This window comes from Natronosalvus rutilus, assembly GCF_024204665.1.
GTDB classification, from domain to species: Archaea; Halobacteriota; Halobacteria; order Halobacteriales; family Natrialbaceae; genus Natronosalvus; species Natronosalvus rutilus.
The window spans coordinates 177,630-198,481 of sequence record NZ_CP100356.1 but is presented as its reverse complement, the minus strand read 5'-3'; the positions used below and the strand labels follow the sequence as shown (position 1 = coordinate 198,481).

Sequence of the window (20,852 nt, the reverse complement as noted above, 5' to 3'; positions counted from 1 at the left end):
TACAACACTCGTGAAATGTGGGGGGTGTCGATCAAGAGTGAATGAATAGAGGCGTAATTACAGTCGCACCTTTTGCAGTCAAAACAAGGATTAAGGAAGGTTCCAACTTGGAGGGTCAATCAAATAACTCGCCTACTCGAGAGTCCTCAGAGAGTGCCTCCGTAACAAGTTCAGGCCGAATAGAGAACTGATATTGGTAGTAAGAGCCGCCCTTTGGACCTTTGTTTTTCTCTTCAACTTCAAGGAATCCCTTGAGCGTTAGCTGGGATAGCCGGTCATGTACCGTTCGATCCGTCCGCGGATCGATATCAATGCGATTAGCAGCAATACGATATCGCTTGTAGATTGCCGACCGTTTAGCTGGGAGTTCTCCCTCGGCTTCGAGCATCAACAACGCATACAGCGTAAGCTTCGAATGCGTGGGCACGCGAAGTAACTCCTCCCACACTTTATCGCGTTCAACTGCACGATCGGCGAGACGAATATGTCCTTCAGTGACGAGAGTTGCACCCTGGTCTCGAGCGATGTCGCCCGCCTTGTACAATCGACGAAGGGCTTGCCGTGCTGATCCGCTGCTCTGGCCTGCAAAGGCTGCCGCCAGCGGGATCACATTGTCATCGAGGACGTCGTCATGGAACGCCTGTTCAGCACGCTGTTCGAGGATCCGTCGAAGTTGGTTTGCGTCATACGGCGAGAACAGGATCTCCTCATCGCAGAGTGAATCTTTGACTCGAGCGGAGAGGTTATCCCGGAACGTAAAATCGTTAGAGATGCCGATTACTCCAACTTGAGTGCCATCGACAAGACCGTTGTCGTTCGATCGGGGAACCTGGTAGAGAATGTCGTCGTCGTTCCCAATCGAATCAACTTCGTCAAGCACGACGAGACAGTGAGAGGCATCAAGTTCGTTCAAATGATCCCAGAGCATTTGGTTGATCATTCCAGATGGGTAGCCAGTGGTCTTGATCTGGTTGTCAGGCTCGCGAAACTCGTTGACGAGGTTGGCTGCTACCTGATAACTCGAGGAGAGTGATTTACAGTTGAGGAAGACAGTGTGAAGATCGACGTCATCCATCGGCTCGAGGTCAGTAGAGAGCCGTTCAAGGACCAATTTGGTAGCCAGCGTCTTTCCAACACCTGTCTGGCCGTACAAGAAGAGGTTCTTTGGCTGTGCACCATTTACCACGGGACGAAGAGCGGATTGATAGGCTGTCAGCTCCTCATCCCGTTCGATCAGTGTCTTTGGAGTGTGACTATCTCGAAGGACATTCTCGTCACGGAAGATCGTCGAGTCTTTGGTGAACGGTTCCAACCCCATTGCAAGTCATATTCAACCAATGGATGATAAAACCACTAGTTCACGAGTTTCATGGGTTTCATAAGATTCCTCAGTACCAAAGAGAACAGAACCCCCTCCCCCCATATTTCACGAGAGTTTTGGAGAAGAGGTGAGTGGGAGATCTCTGACGGAGACTACTAGTAGGGGAAACTATAAGTCACTCCAATCGTAACCAATACCGCAATAGAGCTAGAGTCGTTCTATTCACACTATTCTCCCTCTAGCGGAACGTCAGACCTTGTTTCTTACATTCGTCTCTGTCCCAAACACTCGTGAAAAGTGGGGGGTGGGGGTACTGTTTCCCTAATTTTCTTAATCTCTAACCTCGGTCAATTTGGCCGATAGACATACTCTTACAAACACTCGTGAAATGTGGGGGGTTCCGAATGATTGTCTGCCTTCACAGAAATCCGAGGGGGAAGCCCACGGCTTTAGCCGTGGGAGGAATCCGACAAGGCTTGAACCAATCGCGGACGATAGCAGTCCGATTCCCCCCATTGCAATCCAGATTGTATTAAGGACATAGTCCAATATGTGAACTACCGATGGAGGTGATTCGCACCGTCAAAGTCAAACTTGACGTGCCTGACGAGCGGTGCAACGACCTCCATCAAACGAAAGGCCAGTTCCTCACTGTGCGAACATCACCGCAGAGTGGGCATGGAGACACCCCCACGACTACTGTGTGACCTCGAAACAGAACGCCGAGACCGCCCTCTACGAGCGACTCCGCAACGAGACGGAGTTGACTGCGAACCTCGTGCAGAAGGGGATTCGACGCGCTATCGAAGCCACGAAAAGCGGTGTTTCCCGACTCCAGAAAGGCGAGAATACGAGTCAACCCCACTTCAGTGCGTGGAGTGTCGTCTATGACAAACGAAGCGCGACGTTCTACCGCGACCACGTTTCGCTCTCAACGGTAAACGGTCGCGTCGAGTGCGACTACGTAATTCCTGACAACCCCGAGGGAACACCGTTTGGCGATTACCTGATGAACGAGGACTACGAATTCCGTATGTCCACGCTACAGTACGATCGTCCCACAGAGTCATTCTATCTCCACGCACGGATGCGCCGAATCAGAAATGACGAGCAGTCCACGACTCCTTCTTCCAACTCCAAGCACAGAACAGTCCTTGGTGTTGACCTGAATGTAGACGGCTCGCTCGCCGTCACCTCGTCAGGCGTGTTCCTCGGAAACGCCGACGAGATGAACCATCGACGCCGGGAATTTGAGAAGACACGCGGGTCAATGCAACAGGCGGGAACGCGGTCGGCGCACCTATCGATTCAGTCGATGAAAGACCGCGAACACCGCTGGATGCAAGATGAACTTCACCAGGCCTCGAACCAGATTCTCGAAGAAGCCCGCGCCCACGGCTGTACGCACATCGCATTCGAGAATCTGACGAATATTCGCAAGCGAATGGGTGGTGCAAAGCGATTCCACGCATGGGCGTTCCGCCGGCTCTACCAGTACGCCGAATACAAAGCCGAGATGGTCGGTATCAAGGTTGAACAGGTGAGTCCTGCGTACACGAGCCAGCGGTGTTCGTCGTGTGGGTTTACGCATGAATCGAATCGACGGTCGAAGCACCAGTTCGTGTGTCAGAAGTGTGAGTATGAACTGAACGCGGATTACAATGCGAGTAAGAACATCGCTCGCAAACTTCTCAAGCGACTCCACTCGGGGCAGACGTCTTCTGGTGGAGGCGCACCTTGTCAGTGTGCGCTATCGTCAGGGACGCTGAACCTGAACGGCGATTACGATGCCTCCGTCAATTCGACGGTAGAAGGGGAGCCCACTGACAAACCCACGACTTCAGTCGTGGGTAACTGACAATCGGATCAAAAACACTCGTGAAAAGTGGGGGGTGTGGAATGCCGCCAATTATTCATGAAAAGAATTCTGGTTAGATTCCTATACTGCGAACGATCAATACTTTCTTATCCATTCAATGGTCCGCTGATCAACATCCTGTTCTGAGTCCTTGCGTTCATCCTGATCAAATCTTTTCGAGGTTCGGATAGGCTACCCTTGCTTATGGAACTTGAGGCGATTCACGATTTCAGCGCTGTCAAGACGTCCTCAACGGTGAACAGTCGCAAATCATCCCGTTTCTCAGCAGCGTCCTCTACGGCCTGTGCAAAGCCGCTTCGAGAGAACAACGCGTATTCGTGCTTCCGCTCTCCCCCTCCGGATGGCGTCCATCGAAGCTCATTGACGTGCGTTTGAAGCTTCGATAACGCATCGTAATCCAACGGTGATCGCTGGAATTTGCACTCGCCAGTGATCAGCGCGTCCTCGTTCGTTAGACCCACGACGTCAACCTCGTGCTCCTGATACCACCATTGACCGACGTCTGTGATCGTATACTCGGGATACAGCGTTCGAAGAGCGGAACCACAGAGATCCTCGAACGAGTCGCTTACGAAGTCTGCGAGTTCCGGCTCGATGAGCGTCTCGTATGCTTCATCCCCAAAATCCTCGTATCTGTCACCGCTCCCATAGACGAAATGGAACCAAAATCGGAAGAACTGGTCACGGATGCGGTATCGACTTCGCTTGGTTCGCTCCTTTCGTTCGGTAATTGGAACGTGTTGATCGACCAGTCGCAGCCGAGAGAGGCGGTTCAAGTATTTTGAAAGTTGATTGTAATCGATACCCGTCGAACCGGCGATTTCGTTTCGGCTCGTGCTTCCGCCTGCGATCGCTTCCAGAATCGAAAAGTATCGCGTTGGTTCCGTGAGCTCCATTCGGAGAACGTAGTCGGGTTCGTCGTGCAGCGTTCCGTGCCGTGAGAGGATCGTTCGCTGGATGTTTTGGCCGAGACTGCCCTCTGGATCCACTTCTTCGAGATAGTACGGAACACCACCGAAGACTCCCCACGTGAACACCTGCTCGTCAACCGTATAGCTTTCCGGAAAAAACTCCATCGCTGCATCGAATGGAAACTGCCTGATATCCAGTTTTAACGACGAACGGCCGTATAAGGGGCTGTTTCCCAGCAATGCAGCTTCTTCCATCATGCTGATCGACGAGCCGACGAGGACAAACGTCGCACTGGAGTCACCAAGCTCGTGATCGAACATCGCCTGCAAAACGGAGGGGAGGCTTTCATCTTGTTCAACCAAATACGGAAACTCGTCGAGGACGACGATCGCGTCCTGATCTGCGAGATACCCAAAGATAGACTCCCACTCTTCGCGGATCCGCATGATTCCTGGATATTTGTCCGAAGCGGCCTCGACGAACTGCTGGAGCTGTAACGCACTTGTTTTTTGCTTCGCCTGATAGACGATGGCATCGTCGTATCCTTTGAGAGACTGCTTGACGAGTTCGGTTTTTCCGAGTCGCCGTCGTCCGAAAATCACCGCCAACTCCGCCTCATCTGAATTGTAGAGTTGGTAAAGGCGCGAGAGTTCCTCCGTTCGGTTCACGAACCCAGGCATATTCTCTGACACAGTAGTATCAAATATAATACTTGCGATAATCATACTTCAGAGTATCGTACTTCAGAGTACGTTACTTGGGGTCGACCCTATTCCAGTCATTCCAGGGGTCCCTAATTACTCAGCCACGGGATGAGATGTGGTTACCTCACGAAATGGATTGATAGACCGTTGTGGGGTAATTCTTGTTTTGATTTCGCCACGTGGAACCTCTCAAACTCTCGGAACCACACAGCGTTTTTTCTGCGCCTGAGAGGCTCGAGGCGCAACTCAGTGTGCCTCGAGATCACTGATGAGTACAGACCAGCCACTCCAGAGCGAAACGCATCGAGACGACCAATCCCAGACGGACACGAGCGGCCGGGATCGCAGCTACCCAGGTGACGTTGCCCGCCTCAACGGACATGCACTCGTAGCCATCGACGAGTGGCTTCCCGGAAGTGAGCCATCGCCGTACGAGATCGACTTCACAGAGGGCTCCGAATACCGCACCCGCTACTGGCGCTGCAGAAAATGCGGGCAAGAACGCAACCGTCGCAACGACTTTACCAGCCTCTGTACGGATCCACAGCCACCGACTCCACTCGAGGCAGGCGGCTACTCGATCGACGAACCACGAACCCATCGGGCATTGAGCGAGGATATGAATGTCCGCTTCGCCAGTGTGGGTCCAACCTACGAGGTCGGCAGCGAGAGCGGGAACACATACGCGGTCGTTGTCGAGGCGGAGACGTGTACTTGCCCGGATTGTGAACAACGTCAGCCTGTCGGTGGCTGCAAGCATCTCCGACGCGTCGACCTCGAGATTCAGACTGGGATTACACCCGCCCCGGATGGGACGTTCAATCGATGACTGGCAGATGACCTGAATGTTCGCTCGAGATAGTTTGTCGCCCCCGGAAGGTGTGCGGGGGCTCGACTGAAGCCCACCGCAGCAATCCATGCGAACAAGTAATGTAGCACCAGCGTCGCCCGACGCTGAGACGATAGGGGTCCTGAAGCGAGGGATCGCCAGATGACCAGGTGTACCGAGTGTCGAGTACCGACCTGTACGAGACGTACCCGCGATCGGGCCGGATACGCTGGCCGATTCTGTTCGGACAGCTGTGAAGTCCGCTACGAGCACCTGCAGGCAGACGCGCGAGACGCAGTTCGGGAGGACGCGTACTGATCTCGAGCAGACCGATCACCGTGGCAAGCGCTTCACAATCGAAGACGACGACGTCGACGACGATCGATTTTCCGTCCGTCGTCGGCGGGTAGTTGCCCTCGAACAACAGGCCCAGCGAGAACGCCGCGAACTCGAGCGAGCGAAAGCGGTCGCTGGGTCAGCCGGGGCGAATCCCGACGTCGAAGTGCTCGACCGGTGACGCCATCGAATCCTGAGCCACAGGACGTCCCTGCGTTCGACCGAACTGAGTGTCGAGATAGCGAGAGCAAAACATCGTACTCAGTGCAGTCGCTCGATAGAGGCAGATCCCTGTCTTTCGGTATTGTTGAAATCCTTCAGCCCTGACAAGAACTGCGTGCTGAATACACAGCGCGAATGTCGCATGAGATTTGGCTCGATTGTGCCGGTAGTGATCGTTCAGTACAGGGGATTCACTTATCGGTGCAGGCAGCGTATCGTTCATTATGCCTGAAGAAGTCCTGTTCAAATCAGAGAGTGACCAGACCCGAGAAGACATCGCCTCGTATCTCCGCAGTGTCGCTGATAAGCTTGAACAAGGGGATACAATCACACTCAAATCCGGTTCCGAGTCCGTGACAATGGAACCGCCATCGCGCCCGACGTTTGAGGTCAAAGCCGAACGCGAGGGGCCAACGGACGGCCCCGGAGAATTGAGTATCGAGTTCGAACTCGAATGGGACGAGAACGGCAATGAGGGGGACGGCGGGAGCGGTCAGTTAGAAATCGAGTGACTAGTTCGCAGCCGTATGTAGCGGTTGGTTCCGGTTTGAGTGCGTGAAATAAATGGCACCACCGTGCTGCATCCATCCTCTGTATGCAGCAGCCCTGAACTGACAGTGTCACGATAGTCTGCTAGGCTGGTGCTGCATACACAGCGCAGGCCGTGTTTAGACGCAGCTCAGTTGACGTCTCGACCGGGATTATGTGGAGTTGAGGGAAGAATCGGCGAGTATGCCGTCTCAACTCTCCCGTTCATTCAGCAAACCTGTCTTAAAGTTGTTTAATCCGAGTTCGCCAAGACCCCATCTGAATCCATTCGTGCCGGGTAAGTCTTACCAGTCCAAGGGGAAAGGGTGGAGCCGATAGTAAAACCAACTTCTGTAAGCAATCGAGGCACGTTGGTCGTCTCGGGCCACGTTGCTCGGTAAGTGTGCCTAATACCGTTATCCACCGAGCCACCAGCCGTAGAGCTTCTCCTGCTCCTCGGCCTCGGTGTGCTTCTTCGATTGGCCGTACGTTTTTCCCTTTAGGAGTTGTCGTTCCACTGCATTCGCGGCGAGACGGAGCGCATGACTAGCGCCGTAGCCCTCGCCGTCGGCGGTGAAGTAGCCCCGATCAGTGACCAGCCGGATTCGTGCCAGCACGAGCGGCACGCCCCGGGTCTGTTCCTTGTGCTCTTGCAGTTCGATACTGGCCTTGATCACCTGCATATCGCCGTACTTCGAGGTCATGCTCTCGATCAACGCGGAGACGCCGTCGTAGTCCATGCCATCGAGCAGGTCGAGACCAAACACTTGCACAGGCTGGCGCCCATTGTCTTGTTCCCAGGTGAGTGCCTTGATGACATCCGTTTTCGTGACGATCCCGCTGGGCTCGCCCGTCTCACTGTCAGTGACGACGAGCGAGGAGATTTCCTGCTCGAACATCGTCTCAACCACCTCGTCGAGCGTTGCGTCTCGCCCGATGGTCACGACCGCATCGGACATCAGGTTCCGGACCGGCAGATCGAGCATCCGGTCGGACTCCCCCTCGCGCGCGCCGAAGCCCCCGTGGCTCCCACCGGCAGCTTTCCCACCGCCGCCGACGTTGTCGCCGGAGGAGCCGCCCTGGCTCCGACTCCCCCCTCGGGTTGTGAACTCGATGACGTCGTAGAGACTCAACATCCCCACTACTTCGTCGCCCTCGACGACCGGGAGATGGGCGATGCCCGCTTCCCGGAACGTGTTGAGCGCTTTCCCGATACCGGTCTCAGGGGGCACGCTGATCAACTCGGTCGAGTACGCCTCATCGACGGTCGCCGCGTCGAGGAACGGACGGACAGCCGCGAGGACGGCATCTGCGGTCACGACGCCGTAGACGCGTTCGTCGTCGAGGACGGGAAGTGTCTTGGCGTCGCTCCCGATCATGAGCCGGGCGACCTCGCGGACATCCTCGGTGCGTTCGACGGCCGGGACGTGTTGGACCTGCGAGCCGACCTTCGCGGAGGGCTGATTGGACGACGATGTCAGCCGTTGACGGCTGACAACGCCGCGATACTCGTCGCCGTCCGTGACGACGACGGCATCGAGTTCCTGGTTCTCGAACGCACCGGCGACCTTCGAGAGAGGTGTCCCAATGTCGAATTCGGTGAACGATGTGGAAACGATCTCGGTGATGTCCATGTTGACTCTCTCTTGGTAGAGGATCGCCGTACGGTTATGACTGTCCCACCGGCCGGGGGTGAGGAGCCGTGAGCTCGAACTCAATTCCACTGGGCTGATTCGATTACGGAACAGGAGTTGGTAGAAATCGACCGCGAGATAGAGAGGGTGAGGGCACCGTAAGAAAGGGTGGAATCGAAATTTACCCTTGTAATTCGGCAGTAAGGCGTTTGATACCTCTATTCTAATATGGAATGAGTAGCTTTACTGCGCTCTCAGAGGGTAGATCTTGTAAGGCAGACAACTCCAATTTCGTTGGTGTTATACGCAGAGCAGGCGCAAAACCCACGACTGCAGTCGTGGGAGACGCGCCGTAAGCTTGATTGAACAACCGCTCGTCGTAGCCTTTGTGCGCGGAAACCTGGCAGTTGACTCGGTGTTTGCCACGGCGAGAGCCGAAATCAAACAGGGAAGCCGACCGCGCCAGCCGACGCAAACCAAGCAGGTAACTCGCTACCCCTTCCGGGGGACGAGTATCGGTAGCGTGGCGCTGCCAGTGGCTCGTCGGCCCACGAAGCGTAGATTCCCAACCATCCGAATTGACGGGAGTAACAGAGGAACCTCGGGAAGCCCACGACTAACGTCTTGGGAGCACGTCACTACCTGACAACGGTGACCGGAACGGTAGCATGCTCGACGACGTCTGTCACAGCATCGCGAAGGAGGAGCAATAAGAGGTTGACGGGAAGGGGAAGGCAGTGCTCGTCCACCGAAAAGAGGCGACGCGGGCGTTTCCGGCGGGGCGACCGGAGATTGCCGACGCGTATCGCGACGTCGGGCAACCGACCTCATTCCCGATAGCATGAGTTCCAGTTTGTACGCTCTTTCCGGCGACGACCGATCCATCAAGTTGCGTTTGAATCGACCGCGTACGGTGCCGGCCGAGCGATGTCTCGCACCTAAGCGAAGAAGACCTACGGGCCCAGCGAACTCCAGCGCTCGTTCTGGGGTCAGCACATCTACGTCAAGGTGCGTTCACGGGGAACGTTGATTGAGGAAGCACCCGGCGCCTATAAGAACGTCGACGAGGTGATTCGTGTCAGTGACGCACTCGAGATCAAGAAGAAGGCCGCGAGAATGCGGCCGGTTGTCAATATCAAAGACTGATTTGTCTGCTAAAAGCAAGTCCCAAACATGGTAAACGACGCCTTCGTCGGCTCTGATCGTCTCGACGTTCGACTTCGGCACGGAGCAGTCGTCCGTTCTCGACGTGAAGATAACGTCGGGGTAGACATCAGCGGATACTCGCGGAAGAGGTGCCCAACGACGACCTCGGCCAATACTCGACTTTCAGCCGACAGACCCAATCGGATAGGAATGCAAGTGATGCGGGATGGCAAAAAATATCCTCGTACCGATAGACGGATCGGAACAGGCAGAACGGGCGCTCGATTACGCACTCGAATCATTCCCCGACGCGTCCATTACGCTGCTAAACGTGTTCACGAAGGGACCGCCCGAAGTTCATCTCGAACGGAGAGGGAAAGATTACGCCGAGTTGCGAGCGAGACGAGGCGAAATGCTCGATCGATTGGTCGAGGAGCGAACGTTCGACGACCAGATCGAGACCCAGGTAGTCGTTGGGAGACCGTCGCGTGAAATTGTCGACTACGCCGAGGGACACGAGATCGATCAGATCGTCATGGGGAGCCACGGCCGCGACGGCGCCTCTCGGGTTCTCCTGGGAAGCGTCGCCGAGACGGTCGTCCGTCGTGCGCCGGTTCCGGTGACCGTCGTCAGGTGATCGCGACTGCGCCGTCACGGTCACACTCGCAGTCCAGTCGGTGGCGCACTCGAGAATTCGCGTTTCAAATACTTGGTCCCGCTCCGACGGTCACTCGGCCGAACCCGCGAATGTAGCGGGATCGATCGTTCCGTTCCCCGCTCTTGCAGTTACCGGACGATCGTCACCGACACGGGAGAGCGACGCGTTACCGCTTCTGCGACGCTTCCGAGCAGCAGCCTCGAGACGCCGGACCGTCCGGTACTCCCCATCACGACGTGATCGACGTTGTGTTCGTCGACGTATTTAACGATCGTTCGCGGGGTGTTCCCGTCGACGAGTGCGGTCTTGATGGGACGACCGTACTCGGCCGCCATCTCCCTCGCGTCCTCGAGGATATCTTCTCCCTCCGCTTTCGCGAATTCGTACGGCGACACATCGGGATCCGACGGGATCCGAGTGACCTGTACCACGTGCAAGACGACGATCTCGGCGTCGGGGAACAACTCGATGGATTCCTCCAGTGCAGTTTCGGAGTGAGATGATCCGTCGACCGGAACCAGTACTCGGGTCATGGTCGATGTAGGCGGTGGACGACAAAGTTCGTTCCTCTATGTAGTGAGTAGTTGATAAGTCAGCGTTCAGGTGCGGGTTACGATCGGACCGGGAAGCGAGCTGGCTGTAGCCTGCGGTCGGCGACCGGTTCAGTATCGATCGTAGTTTCGATCGAGGACGCGCTCGAAGAGAGCTAATTACACGCCGAACGCGAGCAACGCGACCCCGATCTGGACCCAGTGAACCAGCGTGAGCGGAACGACATCGAACAAAACGCCCACCGGCGTGTAAAGTAGGACGAACTTGAGTGCGAGCGTGATGGTCACTCCGATCACGAGCCGCCGGTTGGAGAACGGGCCGTGGCCGTATCGCCATCGTACCGCTTGGATACCTGCGATCTCGAAGACGACGAGGGAGGTAAACACCACTGTCCGGGCGAGATCGGTATCGGCGCGGTGGAGGTAGTACAGCGGCAGGGTCGTCAGCGCGATGAGGACGCCGACGCCGAGTATCGAGACCATAATTCGATCCGTGATCACGCCTTCGTCCGGCGGCCGCGGATCGCGTTCCATAACGTCGTCCGTCGCCGGGTCGACGCCCATCGACAGGGCTGGGAGTCCGTCGGTCACGACGTTGATCCAGAGGATCTACACCGACGTGATCACGAGCCCTAGGCCGAGCATCGACCCGGAAAACACCAGCAGCACCTCGCCGGCGTTCCAGCACAGCAGGAAGTTGACGAACTTACGGACGTTGTCGAAGATTCGCCGTCCTCCTTTCACCGCGCACAGGATCGTCGCGAAGTTGTCGTCGAGCAAGACGATGTCGGACGACTGCTCGGTGACGTCGGTGCCGCGGATCCCCATCGCAACACCGACGTCCGCGTTCTTCACCGCCGGCGCATCGTTGACGCCGTCGCCGGTCATCGCCACCGTGTGTCCGCCTTCCTGTAACGTCTGCAGGATGCGCGTCTTTTGATCAGGCGAGGTCCGCGCGAAGATGTCGACGTCGTCGATGACCTAGCGCGGATTCGGTTTCGGCCACCGATTCGAGCTGGACGTACACCTCGCCGTCGGGAAACAGTCTATACTCGTTCTGTGGATGCGGATCCAGTCGTGCGGCGTCGAGGTCGAGATGCTCTGCTGTTGGTGTAACGATGGTATCCATGGCGGCGAGCCGTTACTTCGACGTTCGATTCCGAGTATCAAGTTCGTTTCCGTGGTTTCGTAGCACTTATATCTTCTAAAATTCAACATGATCTTACCTATCAGAATGGGAAGGTTCCGGGTGTCTATGGCGTGGATGGGGTCGAACCAAGCGAGGGTATTCGCGAGGCGGTAGTCAAGGGATACACGCGCTGAAAAGCCCACTATTGGTTACAACACGATGGCGACTATTAACGGGTCACGGGAAAGCATACTTATACTCCGAGGAAACGCGCACTTGAATACCGTTTTGGGGAACCGTCGCCCTTTAGCACGGGGAGGATGTCAAGATAGAAATATTCCACGCCTCCCCTTCGTCTGGTGGTTCTTCCGGTTCACCGAGGCCGCCCGGCGTTCGTTATACACCAATTTCCGTGTTCGGTTTATGGAGGTTGGAAACGTACCCCGAGTCGGGATGACCGTCGACGAACTCGATACGTACGGAATCGAACGGATGGACGACGAAGCCATCGAGCGGTTTCTCTCGATTCGGAACGTGGGCATTCTCGGACTCTCCACGCCGGGAGCGCCGTATCTCCTCCCCATGTCGTTCGGGTACGACGGGGGAGCGAGCCTCTACTTCTCGTTCCTCGTGGAAGGACAGAGTCGAAAAGCGGAGCTCGCGGACCGTTCCGACGTCTGTAGTTTCCTGGTCTACAACGCCGAGACGATGTTTCACTGGCGAAGCGTCTTCCTCGAAGGGACGATTCGACGGCTGTCGGAAGAGGAATCGTCTGACCTCTCAGCGACACAACTCCCGGCGTGGCAACCGGAACTGATCCAGACGGCGAGCGAGCAGGGCGAAACCGGGTTTTACGAGTTCGAAATCGACGAGCGCACAGGTATCAGTCATGCTCATTCGACCGCCCGCGTATTATGAGCGCTCGAGTAGAGACGCCACGAAATGAGATAGTGTTCTCCTCAATCGCTTCCTACCCCCTCAACTGATACCACGGCCGTTGTACAACGAGTACGGACAATGCATAGCCCGTCACTTCCGAACCGATCGATCGAAATGTACGGCTCCGTGATAGATAGCGATCAGCTCGAGCGACTTCGATCGCTCGCCGAATCCCTGCCGGACGTCCGAGTCCTTCACGTTAACTCGACGGCGACCGGTGGTGGCGTCGCGGAGCTGCTCCGGTCGATCGTTCCCGTCTGTGACGATCTCGGCGTCCAAACCGACTGGGTCGTCATGGACGCCACCGACGAGTTCTTCGAGGTGACCAAGGCGATCCACAACGGGCTTCAGGGAGATAGGAGCCCGCTCACCGAGTCGATGAAATCGACGTATCGTGCGGTGACCGAGCGAAACGCGGCCGAAATCGAAGACGTGTACGATCTCGTCGTGATCCACGATCCCCAGCCGCTCGGAATGCTCGAGCGTCTCGAAGAAACGATGCCGAATGCGACGTACGTCTGGCGCTGTCACATCGACATCACCGACCCGTCTGAGGAGTACCTCGCGTTCGTGTCCGGATATACGAGCCGGGTCGATCACGCAATTGTCAGTCGGTCCGCGTACGAGGCGAACGTCGAGGCGCCGAAGACGAGCGTCGTTCATCCGTCTATCGATCCCCTGACGAAGAAGAATCGATCGATCGACGAGGAGACTATCGAAACCGAGCGAGACCGGATGGATCCCCTCTCGTTCGACGCGCCACTCGTGACGCAGGTCTCGAGGTTCGATCCGTGGAAGGACCAGTTCGGCACCCTGGAGGCGTTTCACCGCGCCCGCGAGCACGTTACGGGGCTCCAGTTGGCGTTAGCCGGCGGGATGGCCGGCGACGATCCGGAAGGGCTGGAGATCTACGAGCAAGTCGCCGAAGCGGCAGCCGACGATCCGGACGTACACGTGCTGACCGATCTTCCCGATACGAGGGTGAACGTCTTGCAACGAGGGTCCGACGTCGTCGTGCAGAAGTCACTGCGCGAGGGATTCGGTCTCGTCGTTTCCGAGGCGCTCTGGAAGCGCACACCCGTCGTCGGCTCGAACGTCGGTGGCATCCCGCTGCAAGTCGAGCACGGTCAGAACGGTTACCTCGTTGAACCCGACGACGTCCAGGGCGTCGCCGATCACCTCGTCACCCTCCTTGAAGACGAGGATCGGCGAACGGCGTTCGGCTCGAACGGGCGAGCGCACGTCCGCGACCACTTTTTGCTCCCCCGCCAACTCGCGGATCTCTTCGGGGTTTTCGTCACCGTCTTGGAACGCGATAGCTGACGTGACAGCGTCCGTAGCTGGGTCACAGACCCCACACAATTATCCACGGGGGCGGTGAATCACTCCCATGAGCGGGTTTATCGATTCGATGTTGATACCGACGGACGGCAGTACAGGGGCGCTCGTCGGAGCGAACGTCGGGATCGCACTCGCGTCGCAGATTGGCGCCGACGTGCACGTCCTCTCGGTCGCAGAGTCGCGGAACGGCGCTGTCGATTCCGACGACACGGTGCGCTCGTCGCTCGAGGAAAGGGCGGAAGAAGCGGTGGAGGCGGTCGTAACCGCGGTGGAAAACCACGATGAGGAACTGGACGTCACGACCGTACTCGAGTGGGGGACCCCGTTCCAGGCGATCAGGGAGTATGCCGTCCGCCACGAGATCGACGTCATCACTATGGGGACAAAGGGTCGAACGGGACTCGACAGGATACTCCTCGGGAGCGTCACCGAGAACGTTCTCAGGACGGCACGAACGCCCGTCCTCGCCGTTCCTCCGGAGGCGGGCGTGGAAACGCCCGGCGAGGTCACGTTCGAACGGCTGCTCCTGCCGACGGACGGCAGTGAGGGGGCTGCGATCGCGACGGAGTGGGGAATCGCACTGGCAACCCGGCTGGAATCGATAGTACACACGGTATACTCCGTCGACATGAGTCGTTTTTCCGGGAACCAGGAACCACCGGACCTGATTAGTTCACTCGAGCGCCGCGGCGAGGACGCGCTCGAAACGGTACGAAACCGTGCAAGAGCAGCGGACGTCGGCGTCTCCGGATCGCTCGCGACCGGGCCGCCGGCGCAGGTGATCCTCACGTACGCGAGCGACCGAGACATCGATCTGATCGTCATGGGAACGCACGGCCAGACGGGAATCGGGCAGTGGTTCCTTGGGAGCGTCACGGAAAATGTCGTCCGTCAGGCCGACGTTCCGATATTTTGCGTTCCCGTGAGCGCCGAAGCCCCGTAACCGCGAGATGGTGGCCGAGTCGTTTTGGTCGAGACCGTCACAACTTGCTCGAGCGTCGGAGATCAATGGTCGGCGGACGACCGGCGCCGCTCAGCGTCACCCCGACGATGTATCGGGAATTCGAGTGTACGCGCCGATCATCGCGTCGTGAAGGTCGATCCCGGCGATAGTGGCCCCCTCGTCAACGACCGATCCGCGCACGGTCGTCGCTTCGAGCGTTACGTCGGGGAAGATCACCGCCCGTTCGACGTCCATGTCCACGAGCGTCGCGCTCGACATCACGTGAACGGCGCTCCCGACCGTCGTATTTTCGAGACGCGCGTCGTCGGCGATCAGCGACTCGCCATCGAGTCGCCAGGCCACAGCGTCGAGGTAACTCTCCAGGGTACCGACGTCAAACCACGTCCCGTCGAACGCGTACGCGTACGTCGGCTCGCGAGGGTGCAGCCACTCGACGAACCAGCCCGGTTCATCCGGGTCGTTCCCCGCCTCGAGGTACGTCGAGAACAGGGGCAGCGTCTCTCGTGAGAATGCGTAACACCCGACGGAAACACGCGTCCCCACCGGCTCGTTGGGCTTTTCTTGGAAGTCAACGACCCGGTCATCTTCGAGTTCAACGACCCCGTAGGAAGTAGCCCGTTCCGGCTCGTCGACATCGTACGCGGCTATCGTCAGCCCATCCCGTCGCTCGAAGTACTCGAGGAAGTCTCCAATGTCGAAGTCAAAGACGTTGTCTCCAGCGATCACCAGCAGATCGTCGTCGATACCCTCGCGCTCGATCAGTTGCTCGAGTCCGCCGACGACGCCGAACTTCTTGGCTTCTTCGTGCGTTTCTTCGACAGACAGACGGGGTTTGTCGTACCCGGTGTCCACTAGGTGGGCCTCGAAGTCAGCGAGGAACCGCTCGTTCGTGCTGACGTACACCTCGTCGATCCGCTTTTCCGCCTCGAGTTTGGCGTAGATTCTATCGACGACGGTGGTGTCTCCGAGCGGGAGAAACATCTTCGGTCGGCTTCTCGTAATCGGCCATAGCCGGGTCGCGTAGCCGCCCGCGAGTACCACGGCTTTCATGAGTTCAAGCGACCGTTCAGTTGGCGCCAATTGTCTACGACGCTGTGGCGGTCGTACATCGGTGGAACCGACTCGCCGACGCAGCCGTAACCGTCGCATACCGTGAATGAATCGCTGATCGTATTGGTGTAACTCCGGGGCATTTTCCGATTTCGACTCCCACTGCCTCGGTGGTAAACCTTACAGCGTGGGCGGCCTCGGCGACGGGGGTTGATCGCTCCTTAAGTCGATAGTTGCGGCGAAGAGTGCGCTAGAGGCGCTGATCGGTGCATTGGGAACAGTAGATCGATGACGAGTGAGGACAACAGCGTTCGTAATACTCGTCTCGTGATCATTCAACCTGATCGGCGATCAATCATATATGTGCCACCGGTGGAGGGTTCGTTGAATGATTCCGATCGACAACTCCGCGATCGTTCGGGACGGGAAAGTGGTACTCCTGGCGATGGATCACGGTCTCGAGCACGGACCGAGCGACTTCGCGGACGTGCCGGACAGATTCGATCCGTCCGCCGTCTTCGATATCGCGACACACGACGCGGTCACCACAATCGCCGTCCAGAAGGGCGTCGCAGAGAGATATTATCCGAGTTTCGAGGACGACGTATCCCTGTTGATGAAACTCAATGGGACGTCGAACCTGTGGATGGGTGAGCCCGATTCCGCCGTCAACTGCTCGGTCGAGACGGCCGTCGACATCGGGGCGGACGCCGTCGGGTTCACCGTATATAGTGGTTCGAACCACGAAGTCGAGATGTACGAGGAGTTCCGCGACATTCACGAGCGGGCCCGCGAATACGACCTCCCCGTCGTCATGTGGTCGTATCCCCGGGGTCAAGGAGTGAGAAACGACACTGCACCCAGTACGGTTTCCTACGCGGTGCGCATTGCGCTCGAATTAGGTGCCGACGTCACGAAAGTGAAGTATCCAGGTAGCGTGGAAGCGATGGCCCACGCCGTCCGGTGTGCTGGGGACGTGAAAGTCATCATGAGCGGCGGATCGAAGACCGCCGAGTACGAGTTCCTCTCCACCGTCGAGGCCGTGATGGAAGCCGGCGCGAACGGGCTTGCCGTCGGACGAAACGTCTGGCAACGGGAGGATCCGATCGAATTGCTCGATGCTCTCGAGCGAATCGTCTACGAGGGCGAGACCGCCGACGCCGTCCTCGAGCGGGACCACCCCGGCGGGTAAAGCGGTTCGCTCTCGGCCGGTGGACGAACGCCCGAACAGCATTAACCTGCTGGGTCTGGGAGTCGGCTCCATGTCATGTATCGACGCAAATATTGAATCAGATGTCCGAGCGCTGGAGGGGCTGTCGGTGTTCGTCGCGTACAACGCGAACGTAGACGCAATCGTCCAGATCGACGACGAGTTGGAATCGTACCTCGAGCGGCCCGCAGCGCCCGGGGAAGAGCCGCCCCCGAGTCCGCTGGATTCGAAACGCGATCTCGCCGCGGCGATCACGCACGCGATGGCGGCCGGACGGGGCGACGAAATCGCGATGACGGACGCGTTCGCCGGCACGCTCGAGTCGGAGTTCGAACCCGACAGCCAGCAGCTAGGCGGGCAGACGGGAATCATGACTAACCTCGCCTCTTTGCTGGGGGCCTCGCCGATCATGTACACCTACTTGCTGTCGGACCGACAGATTTCGGCGTTTCGACGACCCAGGGCGGTGCGGTATCCGAGCGTCGAAAACGGCCGGGTACGATTCGTTCCGCTCGATGACGCCGTCAATACCGAGCGAACGAAGATAAACTGGGTGTTCGAGTTCGCTGTGGGTAACGAACTCTTCGACGTTCGCGCCACCGAAAACACCCGATTCATCGCGGCATCGAGGCCGCCGGAGTTCGACCTGCACGCCGGCGATCTCGACTCGCAGATCGACCAGATTGGCGAGGCCGTCGACGGGGCGTTGCTGGCGGGCTACCACAACCTCTCTTCCGAACACCTCGAGGGAAGCTATGAACGGACGCACCGTCACGCGCGGGACGTCATCCGCCGGCTTCGATCCGGCGGTGAGCTACCGATTCACGTCGAGTACGCCGTCACGCACGACGACGACCTCCGGGCGAGCATGTACGAGGTGATCCTTCCGGAAGCGAACGTCCTCGGTACGGACACCCGCGAACTCGCCCTCCTCCACGACGACGCCGGTCTCGACGCCCCGAAGGAGAGACCGACGGAAGAGACGCCGTTCGAAGCCACCGAAATCCTCACCCACTACCGGATGCTCTCCGCGCTGCGAGAGGACCTCGGCGTCGACTGCATCCGGTTACACGCGATGCAGTACCACCTCGCCGTGATGGACTCCTATCTCCCTCCGGAATCCATCCGACGTGGATTGGCGTTCGCCGCCGTTAACGCCGCGACCAAGGCGGCTCGAGGCGACGTCACGGCTCCCGATGACCTCGAGACGGGGCTGGCGTACGAGCCGTCGACGATGGGGCGGGACGCAATCCAACTCCTCGCAGACCACGTCGGCGAACCGACCGACGACGGCACGCTCTGTACGCCGACGGTCGTCGCCTGTCCTAATCGCGTCGTCGACGACCCCGCGGGGACGGTCGGTATCGGCGACGTCGTTTCGGCCTCGAGTTTCCTCCTCGAACTAGCCGTCACCGACGGTATCGAAGGGGAACCGTGAACCGGTCTGGAAACTGCTCGTTGTGCTTGCGTTGACCGTCAATATCCAAGTTCCTGCCACCGACCGCAGTCGACCGTGTGAGTCACTGGAGTATCTCGACCGCATCGGCACTGATCTCGTTCCCGGTTGGACTATAGACGCAAGGGAGATGTTCGATCCAGTATGGGGAAAGAATGAGATTGGGTTGGCACTCGGCAGGAATCGCCCCGTAAGTCTACCTACTGTGATTGGAAATCGGATGGTTCGAACGGTTTCGCTTCCGTGAACAAATCGCCGACGGCTCCGCATGCCCTTCGCCATCCGTGCGTGAGCTTCTCGACGCGGAGATATCGGTACATCACGTGATCCATCTGTTCGACCTCCAATCACTCATCACGACCAGAGTCGTACCGGTGTTGAACGAAGGGGCTCAGGGTTCCTGATCGCTCATCGGACGACGCCCCTCACGAGTTATCGTGCGGCCACGACAAAATCTCGCCATAATCGCCTGGAACAACGGGTCCGTCGAGTAGTGGATCCTCGGTTTCGTCCATCCACCCGTAGAGTTGCCTCGAGAGGTCTCGTCTAACATCCTGATACCGGGGCTCATACACGACGTTGTCGTCCTCCTGGGGTGCGTCTCGGAGATCGTACAGTTCCTCGTACTGCCTGGACGGCACCCCGTCCGCTTCGCGGACCTCGCGACCGGACTCGCTCGCGAAAATATCCGTTGGCAGATAGACGGTGGGAAGATGCCAGAAGTTCCGGATGTACTTGTAGCGGTCGGTCCTTATCGCGCGGATCGGATTATACACGTCGTGCCAGGTCATCTCTGCGAAGATCTGATCCCGCTTGTCATATTCCCCCGCGTCATCGGCAATCAGGGCGGCCACGCTCCGGCCGTCGATCGCCGCAGAGTCATCTACGTTCACGAGATCAAGAACCGTGGGTAAGACGTCGATGTTGCTCACCAGGTCGTCGTACCGCCGACCGGCATCAACGACGCCCGGATAGCGTATCACCAGTGCAGTCTCGATTCCGGCGTCGTAGCATGTGCCTTTCGCGCGCGGAAACGCGATGCCGTGTTCGGTGGTGAAGATCACGAGCGTTTCCTCGTCGATACCGGTGGCAGCGAGCGCATCGAGGATGGTCCCGACTGCGTCGTCGACGGCGTACACCATGCCGTGCATTTCCGCGAGGTCCTGTCTAATCCCCCGGCGGTCAGGAAGGTATGGGAGTGGGCGGACCGATTCAGGTTCGTCGCCCTGGTAATAGTCGGCGTCGAATCCGAATCGACCGTTCTTCTCTTCGACTCGGTGACACTCGAAGAAGCCGATTGACGCGAAAAACGGCGCGGCGTACGCCGACTTTTCAAAGAACGACGCGACGACCGACGCGACGTTACGGGCTCGATTGGCCTGGTGGACCGACGGAGAGACGCCGGGATACAGGTTCCCCTCGGAGTGAACGTGATCGTATTCGAGCCGATCTGTATCCTGCGTGATGTGCTGGAGGCCGAACAGGTGCGTCTCGTAGCCAGCGTCGCTGAGATACTGCGGGAGAATCCGTTCGTCGTCATGGAGTTCCCAGTTACCATGTGCGAGTCCCATCAATCCGTTGACGTGCGGGAACCGCCCGGTCATGAGGCTCCCCCGGCTCGGTGAACACTGCGGAGCGGTCGCGAAGTGTCGATCGAACAGCGCTCCTTCGTCCGCGAGTGCGTCGATACGCGGCGTGTCAATGTCGACGTCGTAACACCCGAGATACCGTCCGAGGTCGTGTCCGTGTATCAACAGCACGTTCGGTCGCGAATCTTTCATATCACTGGTGTACCACGGCCCGATGGATAACTACTGGCCACGGTACTCTGTCCCCATCGAACCGAGTGAACAGGGACTGCCTTCAGTCCGTACTGCTCGTAGGAGAGGTGGGCGACTCCACGTTGGAGCATAAATATCACCGCGGTTCTCGGCCCCTCCGACGTCTATTAGGTACTCGGCGAGAGATCACATCTCTAGCCTGACAAAGTCATCACATGGTCCATCGAATTTCGTATTCTAATTCATATCGTTCTGCTCCCGT

Annotated in this window: 17 protein-coding genes and 3 pseudogenes; 12 read left to right on the top strand and 8 right to left on the bottom strand. The window is 58.0% G+C overall.

All coding sequences use genetic code 11. From position 1 onward, the window contains the following. Nucleotides 1-115 precede the first annotated feature (115 nt). The gene (locus NGM29_RS19365) at nt 116-1,318 is read right to left on the bottom strand and encodes a Cdc6/Cdc18 family protein (protein ID WP_254160742.1); all 1,203 of its coding nucleotides are present in this window, start codon (nt 1,316-1,318) and stop codon (nt 116-118) included. 566 nt (nt 1,319-1,884) lie between these two features. Between NGM29_RS19365 and NGM29_RS19360 the strand changes: the two are divergent. After that, nucleotides 1,885-3,179, top strand: a pseudogene (locus NGM29_RS19360) (RNA-guided endonuclease InsQ/TnpB family protein). A gap of 221 nt (nt 3,180-3,400) precedes the next feature. Here NGM29_RS19360 and NGM29_RS19355 read toward each other — a convergent pair. Beyond that, nucleotides 3,401-4,792, bottom strand: a complete 1,392-nt coding sequence (locus NGM29_RS19355; protein ID WP_254160740.1) for an ATP-binding protein — start codon at nt 4,790-4,792, stop codon at nt 3,401-3,403. 292 nt (nt 4,793-5,084) lie between these two features. Here NGM29_RS19355 and NGM29_RS19350 point away from each other — a divergent pair, with 292 nt between their 5' ends. From NGM29_RS19350 to NGM29_RS19340, 3 genes are all read left to right on the top strand, one after another. Continuing rightward, on the top strand, nt 5,085-5,645 hold the full coding sequence (locus tag NGM29_RS19350; protein ID WP_254160738.1) for a hypothetical protein: 561 nt from the start codon (nt 5,085-5,087) through the stop codon (nt 5,643-5,645). Nucleotides 5,646-5,898: 253 nt separating this feature from the next. Next, nucleotides 5,899-6,162, top strand: a complete 264-nt coding sequence (locus NGM29_RS19345; protein WP_254161253.1) for a hypothetical protein — start codon at nt 5,899-5,901, stop codon at nt 6,160-6,162. A 265-nt stretch (nt 6,163-6,427) separates the two neighbouring features. Continuing rightward, nucleotides 6,428-6,715 (top strand): amphi-Trp domain-containing protein, encoded by a 288-nt coding sequence (locus tag NGM29_RS19340; RefSeq protein WP_253432771.1) that lies wholly within the window; start codon nt 6,428-6,430, stop codon nt 6,713-6,715. 432 nt (nt 6,716-7,147) lie between these two features. On the opposite strand, the gene NGM29_RS19335 is transcribed toward NGM29_RS19340, so the two are convergent. Beyond that, a complete protein-coding gene (locus tag NGM29_RS19335; protein ID WP_254160736.1) occupies nt 7,148-8,365 on the bottom strand; it encodes a CBS domain-containing protein in 1,218 nt (405 codons plus the stop codon). 737 nt (nt 8,366-9,102) lie between these two features. On the opposite strand from NGM29_RS19335, the gene NGM29_RS21535 reads away from it, so the two are divergent. The 3 genes and pseudogenes from NGM29_RS21535 (at nt 9,103) to NGM29_RS19325 (ending at nt 10,148) form a co-directional block, all read left to right on the top strand. Then, the gene (locus tag NGM29_RS21535) at nt 9,103-9,210 is read left to right on the top strand and encodes a hypothetical protein (protein WP_425499272.1); all 108 of its coding nucleotides are present in this window, start codon (nt 9,103-9,105) and stop codon (nt 9,208-9,210) included. 109 nt (nt 9,211-9,319) lie between these two features. Then, nucleotides 9,320-9,511 (top strand): annotated as a pseudogene (locus NGM29_RS19330) (RtcB family protein); the annotation flags it as partial. A gap of 226 nt (nt 9,512-9,737) precedes the next feature. After that, the gene (locus NGM29_RS19325) at nt 9,738-10,148 is read left to right on the top strand and encodes a universal stress protein (protein ID WP_254160728.1); all 411 of its coding nucleotides are present in this window, start codon (nt 9,738-9,740) and stop codon (nt 10,146-10,148) included. A 149-nt stretch (nt 10,149-10,297) separates the two neighbouring features. Here NGM29_RS19325 and NGM29_RS19320 read toward each other — a convergent pair whose 3' ends face one another. The 3 genes and pseudogenes from NGM29_RS19320 to NGM29_RS19310 all read right to left on the bottom strand — a co-directional run bounded on the left by NGM29_RS19320 (nt 10,298) and on the right by NGM29_RS19310 (nt 11,849). Next, the gene (locus NGM29_RS19320; RefSeq protein ID WP_254160727.1) at nt 10,298-10,702 is read right to left on the bottom strand and encodes a universal stress protein; all 405 of its coding nucleotides are present in this window, start codon (nt 10,700-10,702) and stop codon (nt 10,298-10,300) included. 177 nt (nt 10,703-10,879) lie between these two features. Further along, a pseudogene (locus tag NGM29_RS19315) lies at nt 10,880-11,701 on the bottom strand (HAD-IC family P-type ATPase); the annotation flags it as partial. Continuing rightward, complete coding sequence (locus NGM29_RS19310; protein WP_254160726.1) at nt 11,661-11,849, bottom strand: hypothetical protein; 189 nt, start codon at nt 11,847-11,849, stop codon at nt 11,661-11,663. The gene NGM29_RS19310 and the pseudogene NGM29_RS19315, both read right to left, overlap by 41 nt. Nucleotides 11,850-12,272: 423 nt before the next feature. Here NGM29_RS19310 and NGM29_RS19305 point away from each other — a divergent pair, with 423 nt between their 5' ends. From NGM29_RS19305 to NGM29_RS19295, 3 genes are all read left to right on the top strand, one after another. After that, nucleotides 12,273-12,767 carry a pyridoxamine 5'-phosphate oxidase family protein gene (locus NGM29_RS19305; protein WP_254160725.1) on the top strand — a complete coding sequence of 165 codons (495 nt, stop codon included), beginning with the start codon at nt 12,273-12,275 and terminating at the stop codon, nt 12,765-12,767. A gap of 99 nt (nt 12,768-12,866) precedes the next feature. Continuing rightward, nucleotides 12,867-14,111 (top strand): glycosyltransferase, encoded by a 1,245-nt coding sequence (locus tag NGM29_RS19300; RefSeq protein WP_254160724.1) that lies wholly within the window; start codon nt 12,867-12,869, stop codon nt 14,109-14,111. Between the two features lie 67 nt (nt 14,112-14,178). Next, nucleotides 14,179-15,072: a universal stress protein gene (locus NGM29_RS19295; protein ID WP_254160722.1), complete on the top strand. Its 894-nt coding sequence runs from the start codon at nt 14,179-14,181 to the stop codon at nt 15,070-15,072. A 96-nt stretch (nt 15,073-15,168) separates the two neighbouring features. On the opposite strand, the gene NGM29_RS19290 is transcribed toward NGM29_RS19295, so the two are convergent. After that, nucleotides 15,169-16,143, bottom strand: a complete 975-nt coding sequence (locus NGM29_RS19290) for a nucleotidyltransferase family protein (protein ID WP_254160720.1) — start codon at nt 16,141-16,143, stop codon at nt 15,169-15,171. Nucleotides 16,144-16,531: 388 nt separating this feature from the next. Between NGM29_RS19290 and NGM29_RS19285 the strand changes: the two genes are divergently transcribed. Beyond that, complete coding sequence (locus NGM29_RS19285; RefSeq protein WP_254160718.1) at nt 16,532-17,335, top strand: class I fructose-bisphosphate aldolase; 804 nt, start codon at nt 16,532-16,534, stop codon at nt 17,333-17,335. A gap of 70 nt (nt 17,336-17,405) precedes the next feature. Next, complete coding sequence (locus tag NGM29_RS19280; protein ID WP_254160716.1) at nt 17,406-18,791, top strand: ADP-dependent glucokinase/phosphofructokinase; 1,386 nt, start codon at nt 17,406-17,408, stop codon at nt 18,789-18,791. A gap of 443 nt (nt 18,792-19,234) precedes the next feature. Here the strand turns inward: NGM29_RS19280 and NGM29_RS19275 are convergent, their stop codons facing one another. Further along, the gene (locus tag NGM29_RS19275; protein WP_254160714.1) at nt 19,235-20,590 is read right to left on the bottom strand and encodes a sulfatase family protein; all 1,356 of its coding nucleotides are present in this window, start codon (nt 20,588-20,590) and stop codon (nt 19,235-19,237) included. Nucleotides 20,591-20,852 lie beyond the last annotated feature (262 nt).